The sequence below is a fragment of the Stenotrophomonas sp. AS012628 genome (assembly GCF_010608305.1).
In the GTDB taxonomy this organism is placed as follows: domain Bacteria; phylum Pseudomonadota; class Gammaproteobacteria; order Xanthomonadales; family Xanthomonadaceae; genus Stenotrophomonas; species Stenotrophomonas geniculata.
In genome coordinates this window covers 42,847-60,398 of sequence record NZ_VMBJ01000003.1, presented here as the reverse complement: position 1 = coordinate 60,398, position 17,552 = coordinate 42,847, and the positions used below count along the sequence as shown (strand labels likewise).

The 17,552-nt window shown below is 67.7% G+C and carries 17 protein-coding genes; 5 read left to right on the top strand and 12 right to left on the bottom strand.

Features of this window, described 5'->3' with window-relative positions:
- Positions 1 to 29: 29 nt before the first annotated feature.
- The 5 genes from cls to G5A07_RS02585 all read right to left on the bottom strand — a co-directional run bounded on the left by cls (position 30) and on the right by G5A07_RS02585 (position 3,845).
- The gene (gene cls / locus G5A07_RS02605; protein WP_010482360.1) at positions 30 to 1,448 is read right to left on the bottom strand and encodes a cardiolipin synthase; all 1,419 of its coding nucleotides are present in this window, start codon (positions 1,446 to 1,448) and stop codon (positions 30 to 32) included.
- A gap of 274 nt (positions 1,449 to 1,722) precedes the next feature.
- Positions 1,723 to 1,890 carry a 50S ribosomal protein L33 gene (rpmG, locus tag G5A07_RS02600; RefSeq protein ID WP_169411268.1) on the bottom strand — a complete coding sequence of 56 codons (168 nt, stop codon included), beginning with the start codon at positions 1,888 to 1,890 and terminating at the stop codon, positions 1,723 to 1,725.
- 10 nt (positions 1,891 to 1,900) lie between these two features.
- Positions 1,901 to 2,137 carry a 50S ribosomal protein L28 gene (rpmB, locus tag G5A07_RS02595; protein ID WP_005411638.1) on the bottom strand — a complete coding sequence of 79 codons (237 nt, stop codon included), beginning with the start codon at positions 2,135 to 2,137 and terminating at the stop codon, positions 1,901 to 1,903.
- 249 nt (positions 2,138 to 2,386) lie between these two features.
- A complete protein-coding gene (dnaQ, locus tag G5A07_RS02590) occupies positions 2,387 to 2,896 on the bottom strand; it encodes a DNA polymerase III subunit epsilon (RefSeq protein ID WP_171954842.1) in 510 nt (169 codons plus the stop codon).
- Between the two features lie 55 nt (positions 2,897 to 2,951).
- On the bottom strand, positions 2,952 to 3,845 hold the full coding sequence (locus G5A07_RS02585) for a LysR family transcriptional regulator (protein ID WP_191862624.1): 894 nt from the start codon (positions 3,843 to 3,845) through the stop codon (positions 2,952 to 2,954).
- Between the two features lie 108 nt (positions 3,846 to 3,953).
- Here G5A07_RS02585 and G5A07_RS02580 point away from each other — a divergent pair, with 108 nt between their 5' ends.
- The 5 genes from G5A07_RS02580 (at position 3,954) to G5A07_RS02560 (ending at position 10,653) form a co-directional block, all read left to right on the top strand.
- Positions 3,954 to 4,343: a RidA family protein gene (locus tag G5A07_RS02580; protein WP_053443741.1), complete on the top strand. Its 390-nt coding sequence runs from the start codon at positions 3,954 to 3,956 to the stop codon at positions 4,341 to 4,343.
- Positions 4,344 to 4,588: 245 nt separating this feature from the next.
- Positions 4,589 to 4,921: a hypothetical protein gene (locus G5A07_RS02575; protein ID WP_191862622.1), complete on the top strand. Its 333-nt coding sequence runs from the start codon at positions 4,589 to 4,591 to the stop codon at positions 4,919 to 4,921.
- A 56-nt stretch (positions 4,922 to 4,977) separates the two neighbouring features.
- Positions 4,978 to 6,231, top strand: coding sequence for a TolC family protein (locus tag G5A07_RS02570; RefSeq protein WP_191862621.1), 1,254 nt, complete (start codon positions 4,978 to 4,980; stop codon positions 6,229 to 6,231).
- A complete protein-coding gene (locus tag G5A07_RS02565; protein WP_049454203.1) occupies positions 6,228 to 7,433 on the top strand; it encodes an efflux RND transporter periplasmic adaptor subunit in 1,206 nt (401 codons plus the stop codon). Before G5A07_RS02570 ends, G5A07_RS02565 begins: the two co-directional genes overlap by 4 nt.
- 10 nt (positions 7,434 to 7,443) lie before the next feature.
- The gene (locus tag G5A07_RS02560) at positions 7,444 to 10,653 is read left to right on the top strand and encodes a CusA/CzcA family heavy metal efflux RND transporter (protein WP_191862619.1); all 3,210 of its coding nucleotides are present in this window, start codon (positions 7,444 to 7,446) and stop codon (positions 10,651 to 10,653) included.
- 59 nt (positions 10,654 to 10,712) lie between these two features.
- Here the strand turns inward: G5A07_RS02560 and G5A07_RS02555 are convergent, their stop codons facing one another.
- The 7 genes from G5A07_RS02555 to rsmG all read right to left on the bottom strand — a co-directional run bounded on the left by G5A07_RS02555 (position 10,713) and on the right by rsmG (position 17,543).
- Positions 10,713 to 12,485: a DUF885 family protein gene (locus G5A07_RS02555; protein ID WP_191862617.1), complete on the bottom strand. Its 1,773-nt coding sequence runs from the start codon at positions 12,483 to 12,485 to the stop codon at positions 10,713 to 10,715.
- A 376-nt stretch (positions 12,486 to 12,861) separates the two neighbouring features.
- On the bottom strand, positions 12,862 to 13,209 hold the full coding sequence (locus G5A07_RS02550) for a lipid-A-disaccharide synthase N-terminal domain-containing protein (protein ID WP_008267433.1): 348 nt from the start codon (positions 13,207 to 13,209) through the stop codon (positions 12,862 to 12,864).
- Positions 13,209 to 13,931, bottom strand: coding sequence for a glycosyltransferase family 2 protein (locus tag G5A07_RS02545; RefSeq protein WP_043399632.1), 723 nt, complete (start codon positions 13,929 to 13,931; stop codon positions 13,209 to 13,211). The genes G5A07_RS02550 and G5A07_RS02545 overlap by 1 nt, the downstream gene beginning before the upstream one ends.
- Before the next feature lie 89 nt (positions 13,932 to 14,020).
- Positions 14,021 to 14,986 carry an NAD-dependent epimerase/dehydratase family protein gene (locus G5A07_RS02540; protein WP_005411650.1) on the bottom strand — a complete coding sequence of 322 codons (966 nt, stop codon included), beginning with the start codon at positions 14,984 to 14,986 and terminating at the stop codon, positions 14,021 to 14,023.
- An 85-nt stretch (positions 14,987 to 15,071) separates the two neighbouring features.
- Positions 15,072 to 15,995, bottom strand: a complete 924-nt coding sequence (locus G5A07_RS02535) for a ParB/RepB/Spo0J family partition protein (RefSeq protein ID WP_019338308.1) — start codon at positions 15,993 to 15,995, stop codon at positions 15,072 to 15,074.
- Entirely contained in the window at positions 15,995 to 16,792 is a 798-nt protein-coding gene (locus G5A07_RS02530; protein WP_010482381.1) for a ParA family protein, read from the bottom strand. Before G5A07_RS02530 ends, G5A07_RS02535 begins: the two co-directional genes overlap by 1 nt.
- Positions 16,793 to 16,904: 112 nt before the next feature.
- The gene (gene rsmG, locus G5A07_RS02525) at positions 16,905 to 17,543 is read right to left on the bottom strand and encodes a 16S rRNA (guanine(527)-N(7))-methyltransferase RsmG (RefSeq protein ID WP_010482382.1); all 639 of its coding nucleotides are present in this window, start codon (positions 17,541 to 17,543) and stop codon (positions 16,905 to 16,907) included.
- Between the last annotated feature and the right edge of the window lie 9 nt (positions 17,544 to 17,552).

The following is a 17,552-nucleotide window of genomic DNA, read 5'->3' as shown; positions in this document are numbered from 1 at the left end:
GATTGCCGGAATGGGCGGCCGGCATTGCCTTACATCAACGCATCGGCCAAGCGTGCGATGCCCTCGCGGCTGCGCCGCCAGGCAGGACGCTTGCGCCATTGCTGCAGATCCAGCTGCCGCGATTCACGCAGGTAGCCATCCTCGATCCCGCACAACTGCTTCACCAGCGCATGGTCGTAGCAGATCAGGCCGATCTCAGCATTCAGCGCAAACGAGCGGATATCCATGTTGATCGAGCCGAGTACGGCGATGTCCTCGTCCACGCTCATGTGCTTGGCGTGCAGGAACTGCGGTTCGTACAGCGCGATGCGCACGCCACAACGCAGCAGCTCGTCGTAGTAGGCCTCCTGCGCCCACGAGGTCAGCCGCTGGTTGTTGCTGGCCGACAGGATCAGCTGCACCTGCACGCCGGACAATGCGGCGATACGCAGCGCGCTCAACGTGGCCTCGTCGGGCACGAAATATGGGGTCACCATCACCAGCCGGCGCCGCGCCAGATGAATCAGCGCCGCAACCGCATCGCGCGCGTTGCTGTACGGGTAGGCCGGGCCGCTGGGCAGCAGCTGGGTGGCGATGTCGTCGCCGCATTCGGGAACATCGGTGATCACATCCAGGCGCTGGCCGGTTTCCATGTACCAGTCGCTGGCGAACACCGCTTCCAGATGCGCCACCGCCGGGCCGCGCACGCGCGCCACCAGCTCGCGGTTCGGGTGGCCAGGCACGAACTGCGGGCCGGCCAGATTCTGCGAACCGACATAGGCCACTTCGTTGTCGATCACCGCGATCTTGCGGTGGTTGCGCAGGTCCATGCGGCCGCTGCGGCGCCAGCGCAGGCCACCGGGCAGCATCGCACGCACTTCGATATCGCGAGCTTCCAGGCGTTTGCGATAGGCGCGCAGGCCACGCTTGGCACCCACCGCGTCGAGCAGCACACGGCACTGCACGCCCCGTGCAGCCGCACGCTGCAGGGCCTCGACGATAGCCTCGCCCACCGCGTCGTCGAACATCAGGTAGTACAGCAGGTGCACCCGGTCTTCGGCCTGGTCGATGTCGGCGATCAGCGTGTGCAGCGATTCGTCGTAGTCGGTCAGCAGATCGACGGCGTTGCCGTGCACCGGCATGAAATCGCCCTGGCGCTGCACCAGCGGCACGATCTCGGCGCTTGCGGTATCCGGCTGCGGGGTCCAGCGAAGGCGGTGCTGCAGCGCCTGTTCCTCGCGGATGACCTGCGAGGCCTCGGCCTGGCGGCGGATGCGTTCGCGTGACAGCCACGGGTGGCCAAACAGCAGATACAGCGGCAGGCCCAGCAGCGGCACGAAGCCGACCAGCAGCAGCCAGCTGCGCGCCGCACCCGGCGTGGTGCGGGTGGGAATCCAGCACAGCGCGACCAGCCGGATCAGCCAGTCGATCAGCAGTAGGTACGAACCCAGCAACCACTCGAACAGCATCGCGTCGCCCGTCGGGAGGTGATGGGCCATTCTGCCCAGCAGGGTGAGTAGAGTCGAGCCGCGCTCGACTGCTTTGAACCAGCGTGTTGTCCAAGGTCGACACCTACCAGGCGCGGGGACAGTGCGCCGGCCAAGGTTGGCGGCCGCCGGGTATGGGAACAGCGTGCCGACCAACGGTCGGCACCCACCATGGGAACACCGGGCGTGGATACCGGGCATGAAAAAACCCGCCACAAGGGCGGGTTTCTTCGCGGGGATCAGCAATCCTTGCGGATTACTTGATCTTGCCTTCCTTGTACAGGACGTGCTTGCGCACGACCGGATCGTACTTCAGGAATTCCATCTTCCCCGGGGTGTTCTTCTTGTTCTTGTCGGTCGTGTAGAAGTGGCCGGTACCGGCCGAGGAAATCATACGGACCTTATCGCGCTTGCCTGCCATGATGCTTTACTCCTCAGACCTTTTCGCCGCGCGCACGCAGCTCAGCCAGAACGGAATCAATGCCGTTCTTGTCGATGGTGCGCAGTGCATGCGCGGAAACACGAAGCTTGACCCAGCGGTTCTCGCTGGCCACCCAGAAACGGCGCTCGTGCAGATTCGGCAGGAAACGACGACGGGTCTTGTTGTTGGCGTGCGAGACGTTGTTACCCGTCTGCACTCGCTTGCCGGAAACCTGGCATACGCGGGACATTGCGCACCTCGATAGTAGTAGTTGTCAGCCCGTAGCCCGGGAGACGGCGGCCTCGATGGTTGCCCACCACACGTCAAGAGAATCAAAGGGTTACGCTGGCGTTGGGCGGCCGGGGACGTGCTCCCGGGGGCGCCGCCCGGTAGAAAACCGGACACAGCGAGCCGCGCATTATGCACGGGTTCAAGCACTTGCGCAAGTTACCCACAGGCCGGGGCTGAACACGACGGCCCCCTGTAGAGCCGGGCCGGCTTAACGCAGGTGCGGAATCACCTGGGCCAGCAGATGGGCGTCCTTCAGTGCGCCATGCAGGCCACGCGTCCCTGGAATGCGCAGGCGCTGCAGCACGTCGTCCAGCTTGTTGCCCTGACCGGGCCAGCGCCCACGCGCCAGCTTCAGGCTGCAGGTGATGCGGCAATGCTGGGCCAGCGTGCCGGGGATGCCAGCCAGGCGCAGCTCGTTGTCCAGGAAGCCCACGTCGAAGGTGGCGTTGTGCGCGACCATCTCGCTGCCGCGCAGGAAGTCCAGCAGTTCGGCGGCCTTGCTGGAAAACAGTGGCTTGCCCACCAGCATCGCATCGCTGATGCCATGCACGCGCTGTGCGCCCCAATCGACCCTGCGCTGCGGCTGCAGGTAGGTGTGGAACTGGCGGCCGGTGAGCTGGCCATCGATCAGTTCGACGGCACCGATTTCGATCACCCGGTGCCCCAGGCGGTGGGAGATGCCGGTGGTTTCGGTATCCAGTGCGACGATGCGACTCATGCGTGAGGCTGTTTCCTGTTGCGTGCTGTGGTGATTTTCGCACGCCCGGTGTGTGTCACCCCAACACCTCCACCACCCAATCAATGAACACCCGCAGCCGCTGGCTCATGTGCCGGTTCGGCGGGAACATCACGTGCATCGGCATCGGTGGCAGCTGCCAGTCCTGCAGCAGCGGCAGCAGCTCGCCACGCGCCACGTGCGGCGCGGCCATGTAGCTGGGCAACGCGACCACGCCAAGCCCCGCCAACGCAGCGGCCAGATAGGCATTGCCGTCATCGAAGCCAACCGTATAGCGGCCCTGCACTTCTACGCGCTCCTCGCCGCGCTGCGCGCTGAACACTCTCGCCCGGCCACTACGCGGGCTGAGGAAGCCGACCATGTGATGATCAGGCCCTTCCAGCGCGCGCGGGTCGGTCGGCAGGCCGAAGCGCTGCACATAGCCTGGACTGGCGTGGAAGCCGATCGGCAGTGCAGTCAGCGGCCGCGCCACCAGCGCCGGGTCGGCCGGCGTGCCACCACGGATCACGCAATCGACGTTGTCGGCGATGACATCGACCTCGCGATCACTCACGCCGACGTCGAGCTGGATCTCCGGGTAGCGCGCCTGGAAATCCGGCAGCGCCGGCACCAGCCGCAGTCGCGCGTAGGGTCCGGGCACATCCACGCGCAGGCGGCCACGCGGCTGGGCGGCCGCGTCGCCCAGCCCGCCTTCGACCTCGTCCAGTTCGGCCAGCAGGCGGGCGATGCGCGGGTAGTAGGCCGCACCGTCGGCGGTGACGCTGACCCGGCGGGTGGTGCGGTTGAGCAGACGCAGCCGCAGGTGCGCCTCCAGCTGCTGCACCAGCTGGGTAACCGTGGTGCGGCTGATCCGCAGGGTGTGCGCGGCGCGGGTGAAGCTGCCGGTTTCCACTACCCGGGCAAAGGCCCGCATCGCCTCGAAACGGTCCATGGCCGGCCGTGATTATTTGGGATTGGCAATCAATCTAAGCCGATCATCGCGGTTTATCCAGACAGCGCTCGCGAGGAGGATGGCGTTCTCTCCCACGGGATCTTCCCCATGTCACAGCGTGATGTCGTTTTCCCCGCCGGGCGCCAGGCCCTGTACGAGCGCAACCGCTACTCGCCGGCGATCCGGTCCGATGGCTTCCTGTTCGTTTCCGGCCAGGTCGGCAGCCGCGAGGACGGTTCGCCCGAGCCGGACTTCGAAACCCAAGTGCGCCGCGCCTTCGAGAATCTCAATGCGGTGTTGGCTGCCGCCGGCTGCACCTTCGATGACGTGATCGACGTGACCGTGTTCCTGGTCGATCCGGAGAAGAACTTCGAGAAGGCCTGGGCGATCGTGCCCGAGTACTGGGGCGAGGCGCCGCACCCGACCCTGACCGGTATCGGCGTGACCTGGCTGTATGGGTTCCAGTTCGAGATCAAGGTGATCGCGAAGCTGCCGTGACCGAGCCCATGCTCAGCTGGTCGTGCGAAAGCAGCCGAGCGTAGGCTCGGCTCTACAGAAGCGCAGCCCGGTGTCCGACCCTACGGGCCGAAAAGTGTGTCGACCAAGGTCGACACCCACCAGAGCAGGAGGTCTGCACCCATCAGGGCAGAAGGCCCCCCCCACCTGAACGGGAGATTCCGACGTATTCCCGAAGCGGCCATTGATATTGTATCCGGCGAAAACCGCTTGCTAGCCTCCCCTTCATGCGCTGGATCACCCGCCACCTCCGTTCGACCCTGCTGATGCTGCTGATGGCGGCATTCGTGGTCGTGCCGGTGGCCGATGCCCTGGCGTGCACGGTGGAACCGCATGCCAGCACGGTGCATGTGGAATCCGCACCGGATGCCGATGGCGATACCGACGGCAAGCATGTCGGTGCCTGTGGCCACAACCACTGCCACCACTCCAACCTGAGCCTGCCGGCGCACACGATCGCCGCCTTCGGGGCGCCACTGCCGGCGCGCTGGATGAGTGCGGGCGATGCGGCGACCTATACGGTCGCCCAGGATGAATTGACGCGTCCACCCCGGGCGTGAGTTGAGCGCGTCCCGCGATTGCGGGCTCCCGTTTCACTCACAACCGGAATCCCCCTATGTCGATCCTGACACCTCGGTCGCCGCGTGCGGCCGGGCTGGTCGTCGCCGTGTTGCTGGGCCTGGCCCCGGCGGCATCGGTGATGGCGCAAGCCGCCCCCTCCTACGACACCCTGCTTGAACGCCTGGACCAGCTGCCCGGCACTCGTGTGGGCACGGCACTGGCCGAGGCCGCCGATGCGCGCGCCGACCAGGCCCGTGCGCTGCCCAATCCCTCCCTTTCCTGGTCGGCCGAAAACGCCTGGGGCTCCGGCACCTACCGCGGCATGGGCAAGGCCGACACCGTACTCACCCTGTCCCAGCCGCTGGAGGTCTGGGGCCAGCGTGGCACGCGCGTTCGTGCCGCCCGTGCCGAGGCCAAGGCGGCCAACCTGCGTGGCGCGCAGAGTCGCAGCGACGTGGCCAGCCAGCTGGCGGTGGTCTATGCACAGGCGGAAAGTGCACTGCGCCGCTACACCCTGGCCGAGGAAGCACTGTCACTGACCCGCGATGACGCCAACGCCGTCAATGCCATGGTCAAGCAGGGCCGCGAACCACAGCTGCGCGCGGTGCAAGCGCAGAGCGAAGTAGCCAATGCCATGGCGTCGCTGGATGAAGCACAGGCGTTCCGCGATGCCGCGCTGGCCCGCCTGGCCGGCACCGCGCTGCTGGATGCGCCGGTGCAGTCGATCGACAACAGCCTGCTCGACCGCGCACCGCCGCTGCCGCGCGGTGCCACCGATACCGCACTGGCAGTGCGCATTGCCGAAGCCGAAGCCGATGCGGCGGGCAAGCTGGTCGACGTGGAGCGCAAGCGCGCCCTGCCCGACCTCAGCGTCACCGCCGCACAGACCCGCTTCCGCGAAGGCGGCGAGCGTGCCTACAACCTCGGGCTCAGCCTCAGCATCCCGCTGTTCGACCGTAACCGCGGTGGCATCCGCGCCGCCAATGCCGACCAGCGCGCGGCCGAGGCACGCCTGGACCAGCAGCGCCGCGACAGCGAGGCCGCACGCCTGTCCGCCGTGGCCGGGCTGAAGGCGGCCGGCAGCCGCACCCGTGCCGCCGATGAAAGCGTGGTCGCCGCCGAAGAGGCCTACCGCCTTGCACGCATCGGCTTCGACGCCGGACGCATCTCGCAGCTGGAACTGCGCAGCACCCGCAGCGCCCTCATCGCCGCCCGCGGCGCCGCCGTGGATGCGCGCCTGTCGCGCGTCGGCGCGGAAATCGATCTTGCCCGCCTTGAAGGGCGCGCACCTTTTGTGGAGGCACCATGACTCTCTCCCGTACCTTCCCGCTGATCGGCGGCGTGCTGCTGACCGTGCTGCTGGCCGGCTGCGCTGGCAACGCGCAGACGCCTGCAAATGAAGACCCCGCCGCGGCCAAGGCGGGCACCGACGATGGCCATGGCCACGCGACCGACAGCAAGGAAGCCAAGGCGGAAGCCGCCAAAGCGCCGGCTGACGCCGATGAAGGCGTGGTGCCGCTGACCCCGGAGCAGATCAAGGCGTCCGGTATCGAGGTGGTCGCCATCGGCCGCGGTGGCGGTGGCTCGACGCGCCTGTCCGGCCGCGTCGAGCCGTCGGTGGGCGCACGTGCCTCGGTGGCGTCGACCGTGACCGGCCGCGTCGAACGCGTGCTGGTCGCACCGGGCACCGCAGTGAAGCAGAACCAGGCCCTGGCCATCGTGGTCAGTGGCGAAGCGGCGGTGTTCCGTGCCAATGCGCTGGCCGCCTCGGCCGAAGCCGAGGCCGCGCGCCTGGCCTATGGCCGCGACAAGGCGCTGGTCGACCAGGGCGTGGTCGCGCGCCAGGAAATGGAAGCCTCGCGCGCACGTTCGCTGGCGGCACAGGCCCAGGCCGCTGCCGCGCAGGCCCAGGCCGCCGCCAACGGTGCGCCCGACGCCAGTGGCCGCGTGCGCATCACCAGCCCGGTGGCCGGCATCGTCGGCAACGTGCAGGTCACCCCGGGTGGTGTGGTCGCTGCCGGCAGCGCAGTCGCCGATGTCGCCGACCCGTCGATGAACGAGCTGGTGTTCACCGCACCGCCGGCGCTCGCTGCACAGGTCACGCCGGGCATGAAGCTGGAAGTGAGTGTGCCGGGGGGCAGCTTCACCGCCACCGTCACCGGCTCGGCCGCCGATGTCCGCCAGCAGGGCGGCGTCGCGGTGATCCGCGCCACGCCGGTCGATGCCTCGTTGCCGCCGGCCGGTTCGCCGGTATCGGCGGTGGTGGTCACCGAAGGCCAGGACGGTTCGCTCAGCGTGCCCGCCGATGCGGTGCAGAACGTCGATGGCAGCAGTGTGGTGTTCGTCGCCGTCGAAGGCGGCTTCAAGGCGCAGCCGGTACTGGCCGGGCGTCGCGCCGGCGACCGTATCGAGATCCTCGGGGGCCTGACCGGCAACGAACGCATCGTCGGTGCCAACGCCTTCCTGCTCAAGGCCGAACTGGCCAAGGGCGAAGCCGAGCACGGCCACTGAGGAGGCGACCATGTTCAAGCTGATCATTGAAACAGCGGTGCGCCACCGCTGGCTGGTGGTGTTCCTGGCGGCGCTGATCGCTGCGGTGGGCCTGTTCCAGCTGGGCAAGCTGCCGATCGACGCGGTGCCGGACATCACCAATCGCCAGGTACAGATCAACACGGTGGCGCCAGCACTGACCCCGGAGCAGATCGAGCGGCAGGTGACCTACCCGCTGGAAACCGCGCTGGCCGGCATTCCCGGCCTGACCACCACCCGTTCGCTGTCGCGCAATGGCTTCTCGCAGGTCACCGCGATCTTCACCGATGCCACCGACATCTACTTCGCCCGCCAGCAGGTGGCCGAGCGCATGCGCGAAGCGTCGGAAGACCTGCCCGATGGTGCGTCACCGATGCTGTCGCCGGTCACCACCGGCCTCGGCGAGGTGCTGATGTGGACGGTGGACTTCACCACGTTCGATCCGGCCAAGCTGGCCAAGCCCGGTGAAGCCGGCTGGCAGGCCGGTGAGGTCTACCGCACACCGGAAGGCAACCTGCTGCGCACGCCGGAGGAACGCGCGACCTACCTGCGCACCGTGCAGGACTGGATCATCGCGCCGCAGATGCGCTCCAGCCCGGGGCTGGCCGGCGTCGATACGGTCGGCGGCTATGTGAAGGAATACGGTGTGCATCCGGACAGTGCGCGGCTGGCCGCGCATGGCCTCGGCCTGGCCGATCTGGTCACCGCGCTGCAGCGTTCCAACGTGCAGGCCGGTGCTGGTTTCGTGCAGCGTGCCGGCGAGGGCCTGGTGGTGCGTGCCGACGGCCTGGCGCTGACCACCGACGACCTGGCGCAGGCCCCGGTGGCCACCCGCAATGGCGTGGTGGTGCGCGTGGCCGATGTGGCCGACGTCGACCTGAGCCGCGCGCCGCGCCTGGGTGCGGCCAGCCGCAACGGCCATGAAGCCGTGCTGGGCACCGCGCTGATGATTGCCGGTGGCAACAGCCGCACCGTGGCCCAGGCTGCTGCGGCGCGCCTGGAACAGGTGAACAAATCGCTGCCGGCCGACATCGTGGCGGCATCGGTGCTGGACCGCAGCGTGCTGGTCAATTCCACCATCAAGACCGTGGCCAGGAACCTCACCGAGGGCGCACTGCTGGTGGTGGTGGTGCTGTTCCTGCTGCTGGGCAACCTGCGTGCGGCGACGATCACCGCGCTGGTGATCCCGCTGTCGTTCCTGTTCGCAGTGATCGGCATGAACCGCTTCGGCATCAGCGGCAACCTGATGAGCCTGGGTGCGCTGGACTTCGGCATCCTGGTGGACGGTGCGGTGATCGTGGTCGAGTCGACCCTGCTGATGCTGGGCCAGCGCCGCGCCGAACTGGGCCGTGCGCTGACCGCGATGGAACGCCTGCGCGTGGCCGCCGATTCGGCGCTGAAGATGGCGCGCCCGGCGGCGTTCGGCCAGCTGATCATCCTGCTGGTGTTCGCGCCGATCCTCACCCTGGAAGGCGTGGAGGGCAAGACGTTCCACCCGATGGCGGCGACCTTCATGCTGGCCCTGGTCGGTGCCTTCCTCTTCTCTTTCACCTTCGTGCCGGCGATGGCCGCACTGCTGGTGCGCGAGCCGAAGCTGAAGGACGGCGAGGCACACAGCGATGATGGCGAGCACGAAACCAAGCTGATCCGTGTACTGCGTGCGCGCATCGAGCCGGTGATCCGCAAGGCCGTGGCGCATCCGCGCACGGTGGTGGCCGGTGCGGTGATGATGGTGGTGGTGGGCATCGGCTCGTTCTCGCTGCTGGGCCGTGAGTTCATGCCGACGCTGGACGAAGGCAACGTGGCGATGCAGGCCCTGCGCGTGCCATCGACGTCGCTGGAGCAGTCACTGGCCATGCAACTGGCGTTGGAGAAGGTGATTGCCAAGCAGCCGGAAGTGGAGACGGTGTTCTCGCGTACCGGTACCGCCGAGGCGGCGATCGATCCGATGCCGACCAATATCTCCGACAGCGTGATCGTGCTGAAGCCGCGCAAGGACTGGCCCGATCCGAAGCTGGACAAGGAAGCACTGGTGGCACGCTTCGAGAAACTGGCCGGGCAGCAGCTGGGCAACAGCTTCGAGTTCAGCCAGCCGATCGAACTGCGCTTCAACGAGCTGATCTCCGGCGTGCGTACCGACCTGGCGGTGATGATCTTCGGCGACGACTTCAGCCAGCTGCAGAAGGTGGCCGACCAGGTGGCGCTGAAGCTGCGTGCGGTGAACGGCGCGGCCGACGTGCGGGTGGAACAGATCTCCGGCCTGCCTACGCTCAACGTGGCGATCGACCACGTGGCGGCGGCTCAGTACGGCCTGACCGCTGCGGACGTGAGTGATGCGCTGTCCACCGGCATTGGCGGCACTGCGGCCGGCAAGGTCTTCGAAGGTGATCGCCGCTTCAACGTGGTGGTGCGCCTGGACGATGCCTCGCGCAACGATCCGGACCAGCTCGCGTCACTGCCGATCGCCACGCCGTCAGGGCTGGTGATTCCGCTGTCGTCGGTGGCGCGCATCACGGTGAGCGAAGGGCCGAACCAGATCAGCCGCAACAATGGCAGCCGCCGTGTGGTGGTGCAGGCCAATGTGCGTGGCCGCGACCTGGGCGGCTTCGTCGGCGAGGCACAGGCCGCAGTGGCCGACGTGGCACTGCCGCCGGGTGCCTACCTGACCTGGGGCGGTCAGTTCGAGAACCTGCAGCGCGCGGAGAAGCGGCTGGCGACGGTAGTACCGGTGGTGTTCCTGCTGATCGGTAGCCTGCTGTTCATGGCGCTGCGCAGCGGCAAGGAAGCCATTCTGGTGTTCAGCTGCGTGCCGCTGGCGCTGGTCGGCGGCATCCTCGCCCTGCTGCTGCGTGGCATGCCGTTCTCGGTATCGGCGGCGGTCGGCTTCATCGCCGTCTCCGGCGTGGCGACCTTGAACGGCCTGGTGTTGATGCAGGCGATCCGCGAACGCCTGGATGCCGGCGACCTGCCGCTGCAGGCGGCGATCAACGGTGCCTCCAGCCGCATCCGCGCGGTGTTGACCACGGCGCTGGTGGCGATCGTCGGCTTCATTCCGATGGCGATTGCCAGTGGTTCCGGCGCGGAGGTGCAGAAGCCGCTGGCGACGGTGGTGATCGGTGGCCTGATCACCGCCACCGTGCTGACCCTGCTGGTGCTGCCGACGTTTGCCGCGCGCGTGGCCAAGCCGCGGGCGGTGGGGTGAGGTGAGAGGGGGTCGGAGCCCCGCCCTTCGGGCGGGGCTCCGACCCGATCACACGACGGTCAGGCCTTCTTGCGTTCGGCGATGTAGGCCTGGATCTGCTGTTCCAGCACCGGCAGCGGCACCGAGCCCTGCTTGAGCAGGGTGTCGTGGAAACCCTTGATGTCGAACTTGTCGCCCAGCTCCTTCTCGGCCTGCGCACGCAGGCGCACGATGGCGATCTCGCCCAGCTTGTAGCTCAGCGCCTGGCCCGGCCAGGAAATGTAGCGGTCCACTTCGGTGGTCACTTCATGCTCGCTCAGCGCGGTGTGGTCACGCAGGTAGGCCAACGCCTGCTCGCGGGTCCAGCCCTTGCTGTGCACGCCGGTGTCGATCACCAGGCGCGCAGCACGCCACATCTCGTAGGTCAGACGGCCGAAATCCTCGTACGGGGTTTCATAGATGCCCATTTCCACGCCCAACTTCTCGCAGTACAGCGCCCAGCCTTCGCCATAGGCGGAGATGTAGGCATTGCGGCGGAACTCGGGCAGGTTCTTCTGCTCGGCGGCGATGGCGCCCTGCAACGCGTGGCCCGGATCGGACTCATGCAGGGTCAGTGCCGGCAGGTTGTACAGCGGGCGCGACGGCAGGTTGTAGGTGTTGAGCCAGTAGGTGCCCATGCCACCGCGGCCGGCGGTCCAGAACGGCGCAATGTCCGGCGGCACCGGCACGATGGTGAAGCGGGCGCGTGGCAGCGTCATGTACTTGCCAAGCTGGCCATCGGCGCGCTTGGAGATCCACGCGGCACGCGACAGCAGCTCTTCCGGCGTCTTGGCGTAGAACTGCGGGTCGGTACGCAGGAAGGTCAGGAATTCGGCGAAGCTGCCCTTGAACTTCACCTGCTTGATGATGTCGTTCATTTCCTTCTGGATGCGTGCGACTTCATTCAGGCCGATGCGGTGGATCTCGTCCGGCGACAGGTCCAGCGTGGTGTATTCGTGGATCTGCTGCTTGTAGTACGCCTTGCCGTCCGGCATCGCTTCGGCGGCCAGGGTGGTACGCGCCTGAGGCACGTATTCGTTGACGAAGAAGGTGCGCAGCTGCTGGAACGCGGGCACCACCTTGCCACTGATCGCTTCACGCGCCTGCGCCTGCAGCCTGGCCTGTTCTGCCGCCGGAACGGTGTTGGGCAGCTTCTTGAACGGCGCGTACAGCGGCGATTCGGTCGGGTCCTTCAACTCGGCGACGGTGGCGATGGACACTTCGCGGCCATCGAGCACCGCGCGCGGCACGCTGAAGCCGCGCTTCAGGCCGGCGCGCATGTTGTCGGTCTGCTGGCCGAAGTAGCGCGGCACATCGTTCAGCCGTGCGATGTAGTTCTGGTAGTCCTGCACGGTCTTCATCTCGCGCCGGGCCATGAAGGACAGGTTGGACCAGAACGAGGAGTCGGCGTTGAACGGCATCTCGTAGCCACGCAGGCGCGTCTCTTCGGCCAGGTTGAACACCTGGTCGTGGTAGATCGCGTAGTTGACCTGGTTGTCGGGCGACAGGGTCTTCGGATCGATCTTCTTCAGCGCGGCGAGGGTCTCGTCCCACACCTTCAGGCGCGCCTGCTGCGCGGCCGGGCCGACGTCGGGCATGCGGGTGGCGTTGGCCGGAGCGTCTTCGTCCTCGCTGGCCTCGCCGCCGCCATCCTGCCGCCATTTCCATTCCTTCTCGTACAGCGCGCGGAAGGCAGCGTCGGCGGGCGATTCGGCGGCCACGCTGGCCGGCGCGGCGGTGGCGGGCGGCGCGGCCAGGGCCACGGCAGGGGCGGACAGGGCGATCAGCAGGGCAACGGCAAGACGGGTTTTCACGAGCACAGGTTCCCGGGAAGGCAGACCCCGATGATGGCACCGCCCACGGCTCATGGCATGGGACGAAGGTCCTGCCTGCAGCGCAGGCCGGGGCCCCAGCGCCGAAGGCGCGTGGTAGAGCCGACTGTCAGTCGGCTGCTCTCCCGCCACATGCAGCAAAGCCCGCGCTCCGCGCGACAGTCGACTGACAGTCGACTCTACCCACAGCAGGCAGGACCGGGAACCGGCCGCAGGCCGGGGCCCCAGCGCCGAAGGCGCGTAGTAGAGCCGACTGTCAGTCGGCTGCTTTCCCGACACATGCAGCAAAGCCCGCGATTCGCGCGAAAGTCGACTGACAGTCGACTCTACCCACGGCAGACCGCATCCCGGCGCAGCCTCAGTGGCTGGCCCTGTCCCGCTTCCAGCCCCGGTGCTTGATGTCCAGCTGCAGGCTGTACAGCGCGGTGAACGCCGGGAACAGGTTCTGCAGCACGCCCACCGAGTCCTGCTTGGCCGAGAACAGGAAGTAGCTCAGCGTCATCAGGCTGCCGACCACGCTCATGTACCAGAACAGCCGCGGGATCACCGGCTTGCCCGCACGCTTGGACGCGATGAACTGGACCAGCCAGCGGCCACCGAACATCAGCGCGCCGGTATAGCCGATCAGCTTCCAGCCGGTCACATGCAGGCCGGTCCAGTACAGCCAGGTCAGCGGCTGGTCGAGCCAGTGAAGTTCCAGCCCCATCACCGCTCTTCCACCGCAGTGCGCTTGCTGCGGGTGATCAGCCAGGCCACGCCGCGCAGATCACGAATGCCGACCAGCGCGCGGCCCAGATTGTTGTACTTGGACACGCCGGCGGTACGGTGGCGGTGGTTGACCGGCACGCTGGTGGTCTTCCAGCCAGCACGCTGCATCAGCGCCGGCAGGTAGCGGTGCATGTGGTCGAAGTACGGCAGGTCGAGGAACGCGCTGCGCTCGAACAGCTTGATGCCGCAGCCGGTATCGGGCGTATCGTCGCGCAGCATGCGTGCACGGATGGCGTTGGCCCACTTGCTGGCCCAGCGCTTGCTGCCGCTGTCCTGGCGGTTGACACGCCAGCCGGCGAACAGCTTCACCTGCGTCTCGGCGGCATCGCGCGCGGCCAGCAGTTTGGGAATATCGGCCGGATCGTTCTGGCCGTCACCATCGAGGGTGGCGATCCAGGGCGCCCGTGCGTGCTTGACGCCGGTGCGCACGGCGGTGCTCTGCCCGCTCTGGTTCACGTGGTGCAGCACCCGCAGTTCCGGCGTGGTCGCCTTCAGGCCCTGCAGCACAGACAGGGTGTCATCGCGCGAGTGATCGTCGATGTAGACGATCTCGAACGGCAGCCGCCCGCGCAGTGCAGCGGTGATTTCGGCAACCAGCGGGGCGACATTGTCGCGCTCGTTGAATACCGGGACGACAACGGAAAGCTCGGGTTGGCTCATAAGGCACTCGGCCAAAGGGGGACAAAGACCGCGCATTCTCCGAAGCCGAGGTTATCCGAAGATGAATCCGGCTGTGTGAGGATCCCTCCTCAGGCGCGATCGCCAAAATACTCGCGGCACCACTGCACGACGGGGGGCAACCCTTCTTCGATCGGGGTCACCGCATCGAAGCCGAATGCGTCATGGGCGCGCCGGGTGTCGGCCATCGTGCGTACCATGTCGCCGGGCTGCATGGGCTTGTAGACCTTCTGCGCGGGGCGGCCGGCCGCCTGCTCGATCACGCTGATGAAGCGCTCCAGCTCGACCGGCGTATGGTTGCCGAGGTTGAACACCCGGTGCGGTACCGGACCATCGGCCGGATGCGCGAGCGCGCCGAGAATACCCGACACGATGTCGGAGACATGTGTGAAATCGCGCTGCATGCGGCCTTCGTTGAACACGTCGATCGGCCGCCCCGCCAGCACCGCGCGCGAGAACAGCAGCGGCGCCATGTCCGGCCGGCCCCACGGGCCATACACGGTGAAGAAGCGCAGGCCGGTGGCATGCAGGCCGTAAAGCTGCGCGTAGGTGTAGGCCATCAGCTCGTTGGCCGCCTTGGTCGCCGCGTACAGCGAGCGCGGCTGGTCCACGCGCTGGTCCTCGGAGAACGGCGGCGTGGCCGAATCGCCGTAGACCGAACTGCTGGAGGCATAGACCAGGTGTTGCACGCCACGGTGGCGACACAGCTCGAGCATGTTGACGAAGCCGACCAGGTTGCTGTCGACGTAGGCATGCGGGTTTTCCAGCGAATAGCGCACGCCGGCCTGCGCGGCCAGATGGATCACCGCGGTCGGCTTCACCTCGTCGAACAGTGCCGCCAAGCCCTGCTGGTCGGTCAGGTCCAGGGTGCGCAGGTCCAGCGCCGGGCACAGCGCTGCCACGCGGTCGCGCTTGATCTGCGGGTCGTAGTAGTCGTTGAAGTTGTCCAGGCCGACCACCGGCTGGCCCGCCTCCAGCAGCGCGCGGGCGGTGTAGGCACCGATGAAGCCGGCAGCGCCGGTGAGCAGGATGGTCATCGCGGGTCTCGATCAAAGCACCCCGCTGCCATCGGCGTGGCCGACGTCGCGGGGATGCGTCGGCCGGCGTGATGTGGCGCCGGGCTCAGCCCTGGCGCGTACGCAGCTTTTCCAGCACGCCGTCCAGGGTATCCAGGTCGGTGTAGTGGATGATCAGCTTGCCCTTGCCGCCCCGGCCGTGGCTGATCGCCACCTTGGCGCCCAGCGCTTCGGACAGCTCGGTTTCCAGCGAGGCGATGTCGGCCTGTTGCACCTTCGGCGTGGCGACCGGGCGGTTGCTCGGCACCTTGCCGGCGGCGAAGGCCTGCGCACGGCGCTCGACCTCGCGCACCGACCAGCCTTCATCGGCCGCTTCCTGCGCCAGCTTGCCGGCCAGCTCGGGGGCCAGGGTCAGCAGCGCGCGGGCGTGGCCCATTTCCAGGCGGCGGGTTTCCAGCAGCAGGCGGATCGCCACCGGCAGCTCCAGCAGGCGCAACAGGTTGGACACCGCCGCGCGCGAGCGGCCGACGGCCTCGGCGGCCTCGGCATGGGTCAGGGTGAATTCGCTGATCAGGCGCTGCAGCGCCTCGGCTTCTTCCAGCGGGTTGAGGTCTTCGCGCTGGATGTTCTCGATCAGCGCCATCGCAATGACGGTGCGGTCTTCCAGCTCGCGCACCACCACCGGCACTTCGTCCAGGCCGGCCAGCTGCGATGCGCGCCAGCGGCGCTCACCGGCGACGATTTCGTAGTTGCCGGCGGGCAGCTGGCGCACCAGGATCGGCTGGATCACGCCCTGCGACTTGATCGAGTCGGCCAGCTCGGACAGCTTGCCCTCGTCCATCTCGCGGCGCGGCTGGTACTTGCCCGGCTGCAACTGGCCCACGGCCAGCTTGCGCAGCACTTCACCCGGCAGCGGCTCGATCACCGCGGTGGTGGCCTGCACCTGACTGACCGCGCCTTTCGGGCCCAGCAGCGCATCCAGGCCACGGCCGAGGCCTCGCTTCTTGGCTGCCGGCTTGCTGCTGGTCATCAGACGGTCTCCACGGCCTTGGTGGCCTTGTTGCGTTCGTTGTTGCGGCGGATGATCTCGCCGGCCAGGCCCAGGTAGGCCACGCCACCGCGCGAGGCGCGGTCGTAGCCGACGATGCTCTGGCCATGGCTGGGCGCCTCGGCCAGGCGCACGTTGCGCGGCACGATGGTGCGGAACACGCGGTCGCCGAAGTGCTCGGTGAGCTCGGCCGAGACCGCGTTGGCCAGGTTGTTGCGCACGTCGAACATGGTGCGCAGCACGCCTTCGATCTCCAGCGCCGGGTTAAGGTTGGCACGCAGCGCATCGATGGTTTCCACCAGCGCGCTCAGGCCTTCCAGCGCGTAGTACTCACACTGCATCGGCACGATCACCGAATCGGCGGCGGCCAGCGCGTTGAGCGTCAGCAGCGACAGCGCCGGCGGGCAGTCGATCAGGATGTAGTCGTACTCGTCGCGGATTGGTGCCAGCGCGCGCTTCAGCCGCTGCTCGCGCTCGCTCTGCGCCATCAGCTGGATCTCGGCGGCGGTCAGGTCGATGTTGCCGGGCAGCAGGTCGTAGCCTTCGGCGGTCTGCACGCGCACGTCGGCGGCGCTGGACTCGCCCAGCAGCAGATCGTAGGTGGAAGCGGCCAGCTCACGCTTGTCCACGCCACTGCCCATGGTCGCGTTGCCCTGCGAATCCAGGTCGACCAACAGCACGCGCTTGGGTGCGTTGGCCAGGGAAGCGGCCAGGTTGACGGCGGTCGTGGTCTTGCCGACGCCACCCTTCTGGTTGGCGATGGCGATGATGCGGGCCATGCGGGTGTGCCTCGTCGACGTGTGCTGGGACCGGTCATTATGCGTACAACCGGCCCCTTGCGGAAATCGTGAATCGCCAACCCGTTGTTCCACAAAGGGCTGGCGGCGGGAATCAGGGACCTGTAACAGTGACCAGGTGGCGTTCGCCGGCCAGGCCGGGCACGCTCAGCGGGGTCACTTCACGCACCTTCCAGCCAGCCGGCAGGTCCGCGATCTCCTCATGCGGGTAGACGCCCTTCATGGCCAGCAGCACGCCGCCGGGGCGCAGCAGGTGGCCGCCGACGCGGACGATGCCGGCCAGGGTATCCATCGCGCGCGCGGTCAGCTGGTCGTAGCGGCCGGCCTCGTCCAGCGCCTCGGCGCGCGATTCGGCCACGCGGGCATTGTCCAGGCCCAGCTGGCGCACCGCCTCGCGCATGAAGCGCGCCTTCTTGCCGTTGCTCTCGACCAGGGTGACCTGCAGGCCCGGGCAGGCGATCGCCAGCGGGATGCCAGGCAACCCGGGGCCGGTGCCGAGGTCGGCCAGGCTGCCATCAGCCACGAACGGCTGCATCGCCAGCGAGTCGAGCAGGTGGCGCGTGACCATCTCCTGCGGGTCGCGGATGGCGGTGAGGTTGTAGGTGCCGTTCCAGCGGTGCAGCAGGGCCAGGTAGCGCAGCAGCGGCGGCGCCAGTGCGGCGTCCAGGCCCATGCTGGCCAGGCCCTGTTCCAGCGTGGCGGCCACGCTGGCGGGAAGTGGGTGTTCGCTCATGCCGGCATT

Excerpts from the sequence above, each read along its gene's own strand:
- G5A07_RS02545 (WP_043399632.1), bottom strand. The coding sequence starts at position 13,931 with ATGAGCCAACCCGAGCTTTCCGTTGTCGTCCCGGTATTCAACGAGCGC.
- G5A07_RS02560 (WP_191862619.1), top strand. The coding sequence starts at position 7,444 with ATGTTCAAGCTGATCATTGAAACAGCGGTGCGCCACCGCTGGCTGGTG.
- G5A07_RS02550 (WP_008267433.1), bottom strand. The coding sequence starts at position 13,209 with ATGGGGCTGGAACTTCACTGGCTCGACCAGCCGCTGACCTGGCTGTAC.
- G5A07_RS02580 (WP_053443741.1), top strand. The coding sequence starts at position 3,954 with ATGTCACAGCGTGATGTCGTTTTCCCCGCCGGGCGCCAGGCCCTGTAC.
- G5A07_RS02565 (WP_049454203.1), top strand. The coding sequence starts at position 6,228 with ATGACTCTCTCCCGTACCTTCCCGCTGATCGGCGGCGTGCTGCTGACC.
- rpmB (WP_005411638.1), bottom strand. The coding sequence starts at position 2,137 with ATGTCCCGCGTATGCCAGGTTTCCGGCAAGCGAGTGCAGACGGGTAAC.
- rsmG (WP_010482382.1), bottom strand. The coding sequence starts at position 17,543 with ATGAGCGAACACCCACTTCCCGCCAGCGTGGCCGCCACGCTGGAACAG.
- dnaQ (WP_171954842.1), bottom strand. The coding sequence starts at position 2,896 with ATGAGTCGCATCGTCGCACTGGATACCGAAACCACCGGCATCTCCCAC.
- G5A07_RS02575 (WP_191862622.1), top strand. The coding sequence starts at position 4,589 with ATGCGCTGGATCACCCGCCACCTCCGTTCGACCCTGCTGATGCTGCTG.
- G5A07_RS02530 (WP_010482381.1), bottom strand. The coding sequence starts at position 16,792 with ATGGCCCGCATCATCGCCATCGCCAACCAGAAGGGTGGCGTCGGCAAG.
- G5A07_RS02570 (WP_191862621.1), top strand. The coding sequence starts at position 4,978 with ATGTCGATCCTGACACCTCGGTCGCCGCGTGCGGCCGGGCTGGTCGTC.
- cls (WP_010482360.1), bottom strand. The coding sequence starts at position 1,448 with ATGCTGTTCGAGTGGTTGCTGGGTTCGTACCTACTGCTGATCGACTGG.
- G5A07_RS02540 (WP_005411650.1), bottom strand. The coding sequence starts at position 14,986 with ATGACCATCCTGCTCACCGGCGCTGCCGGCTTCATCGGTGCCTACACC.
- G5A07_RS02535 (WP_019338308.1), bottom strand. The coding sequence starts at position 15,995 with ATGACCAGCAGCAAGCCGGCAGCCAAGAAGCGAGGCCTCGGCCGTGGC.
- G5A07_RS02585 (WP_191862624.1), bottom strand. The coding sequence starts at position 3,845 with ATGGACCGTTTCGAGGCGATGCGGGCCTTTGCCCGGGTAGTGGAAACC.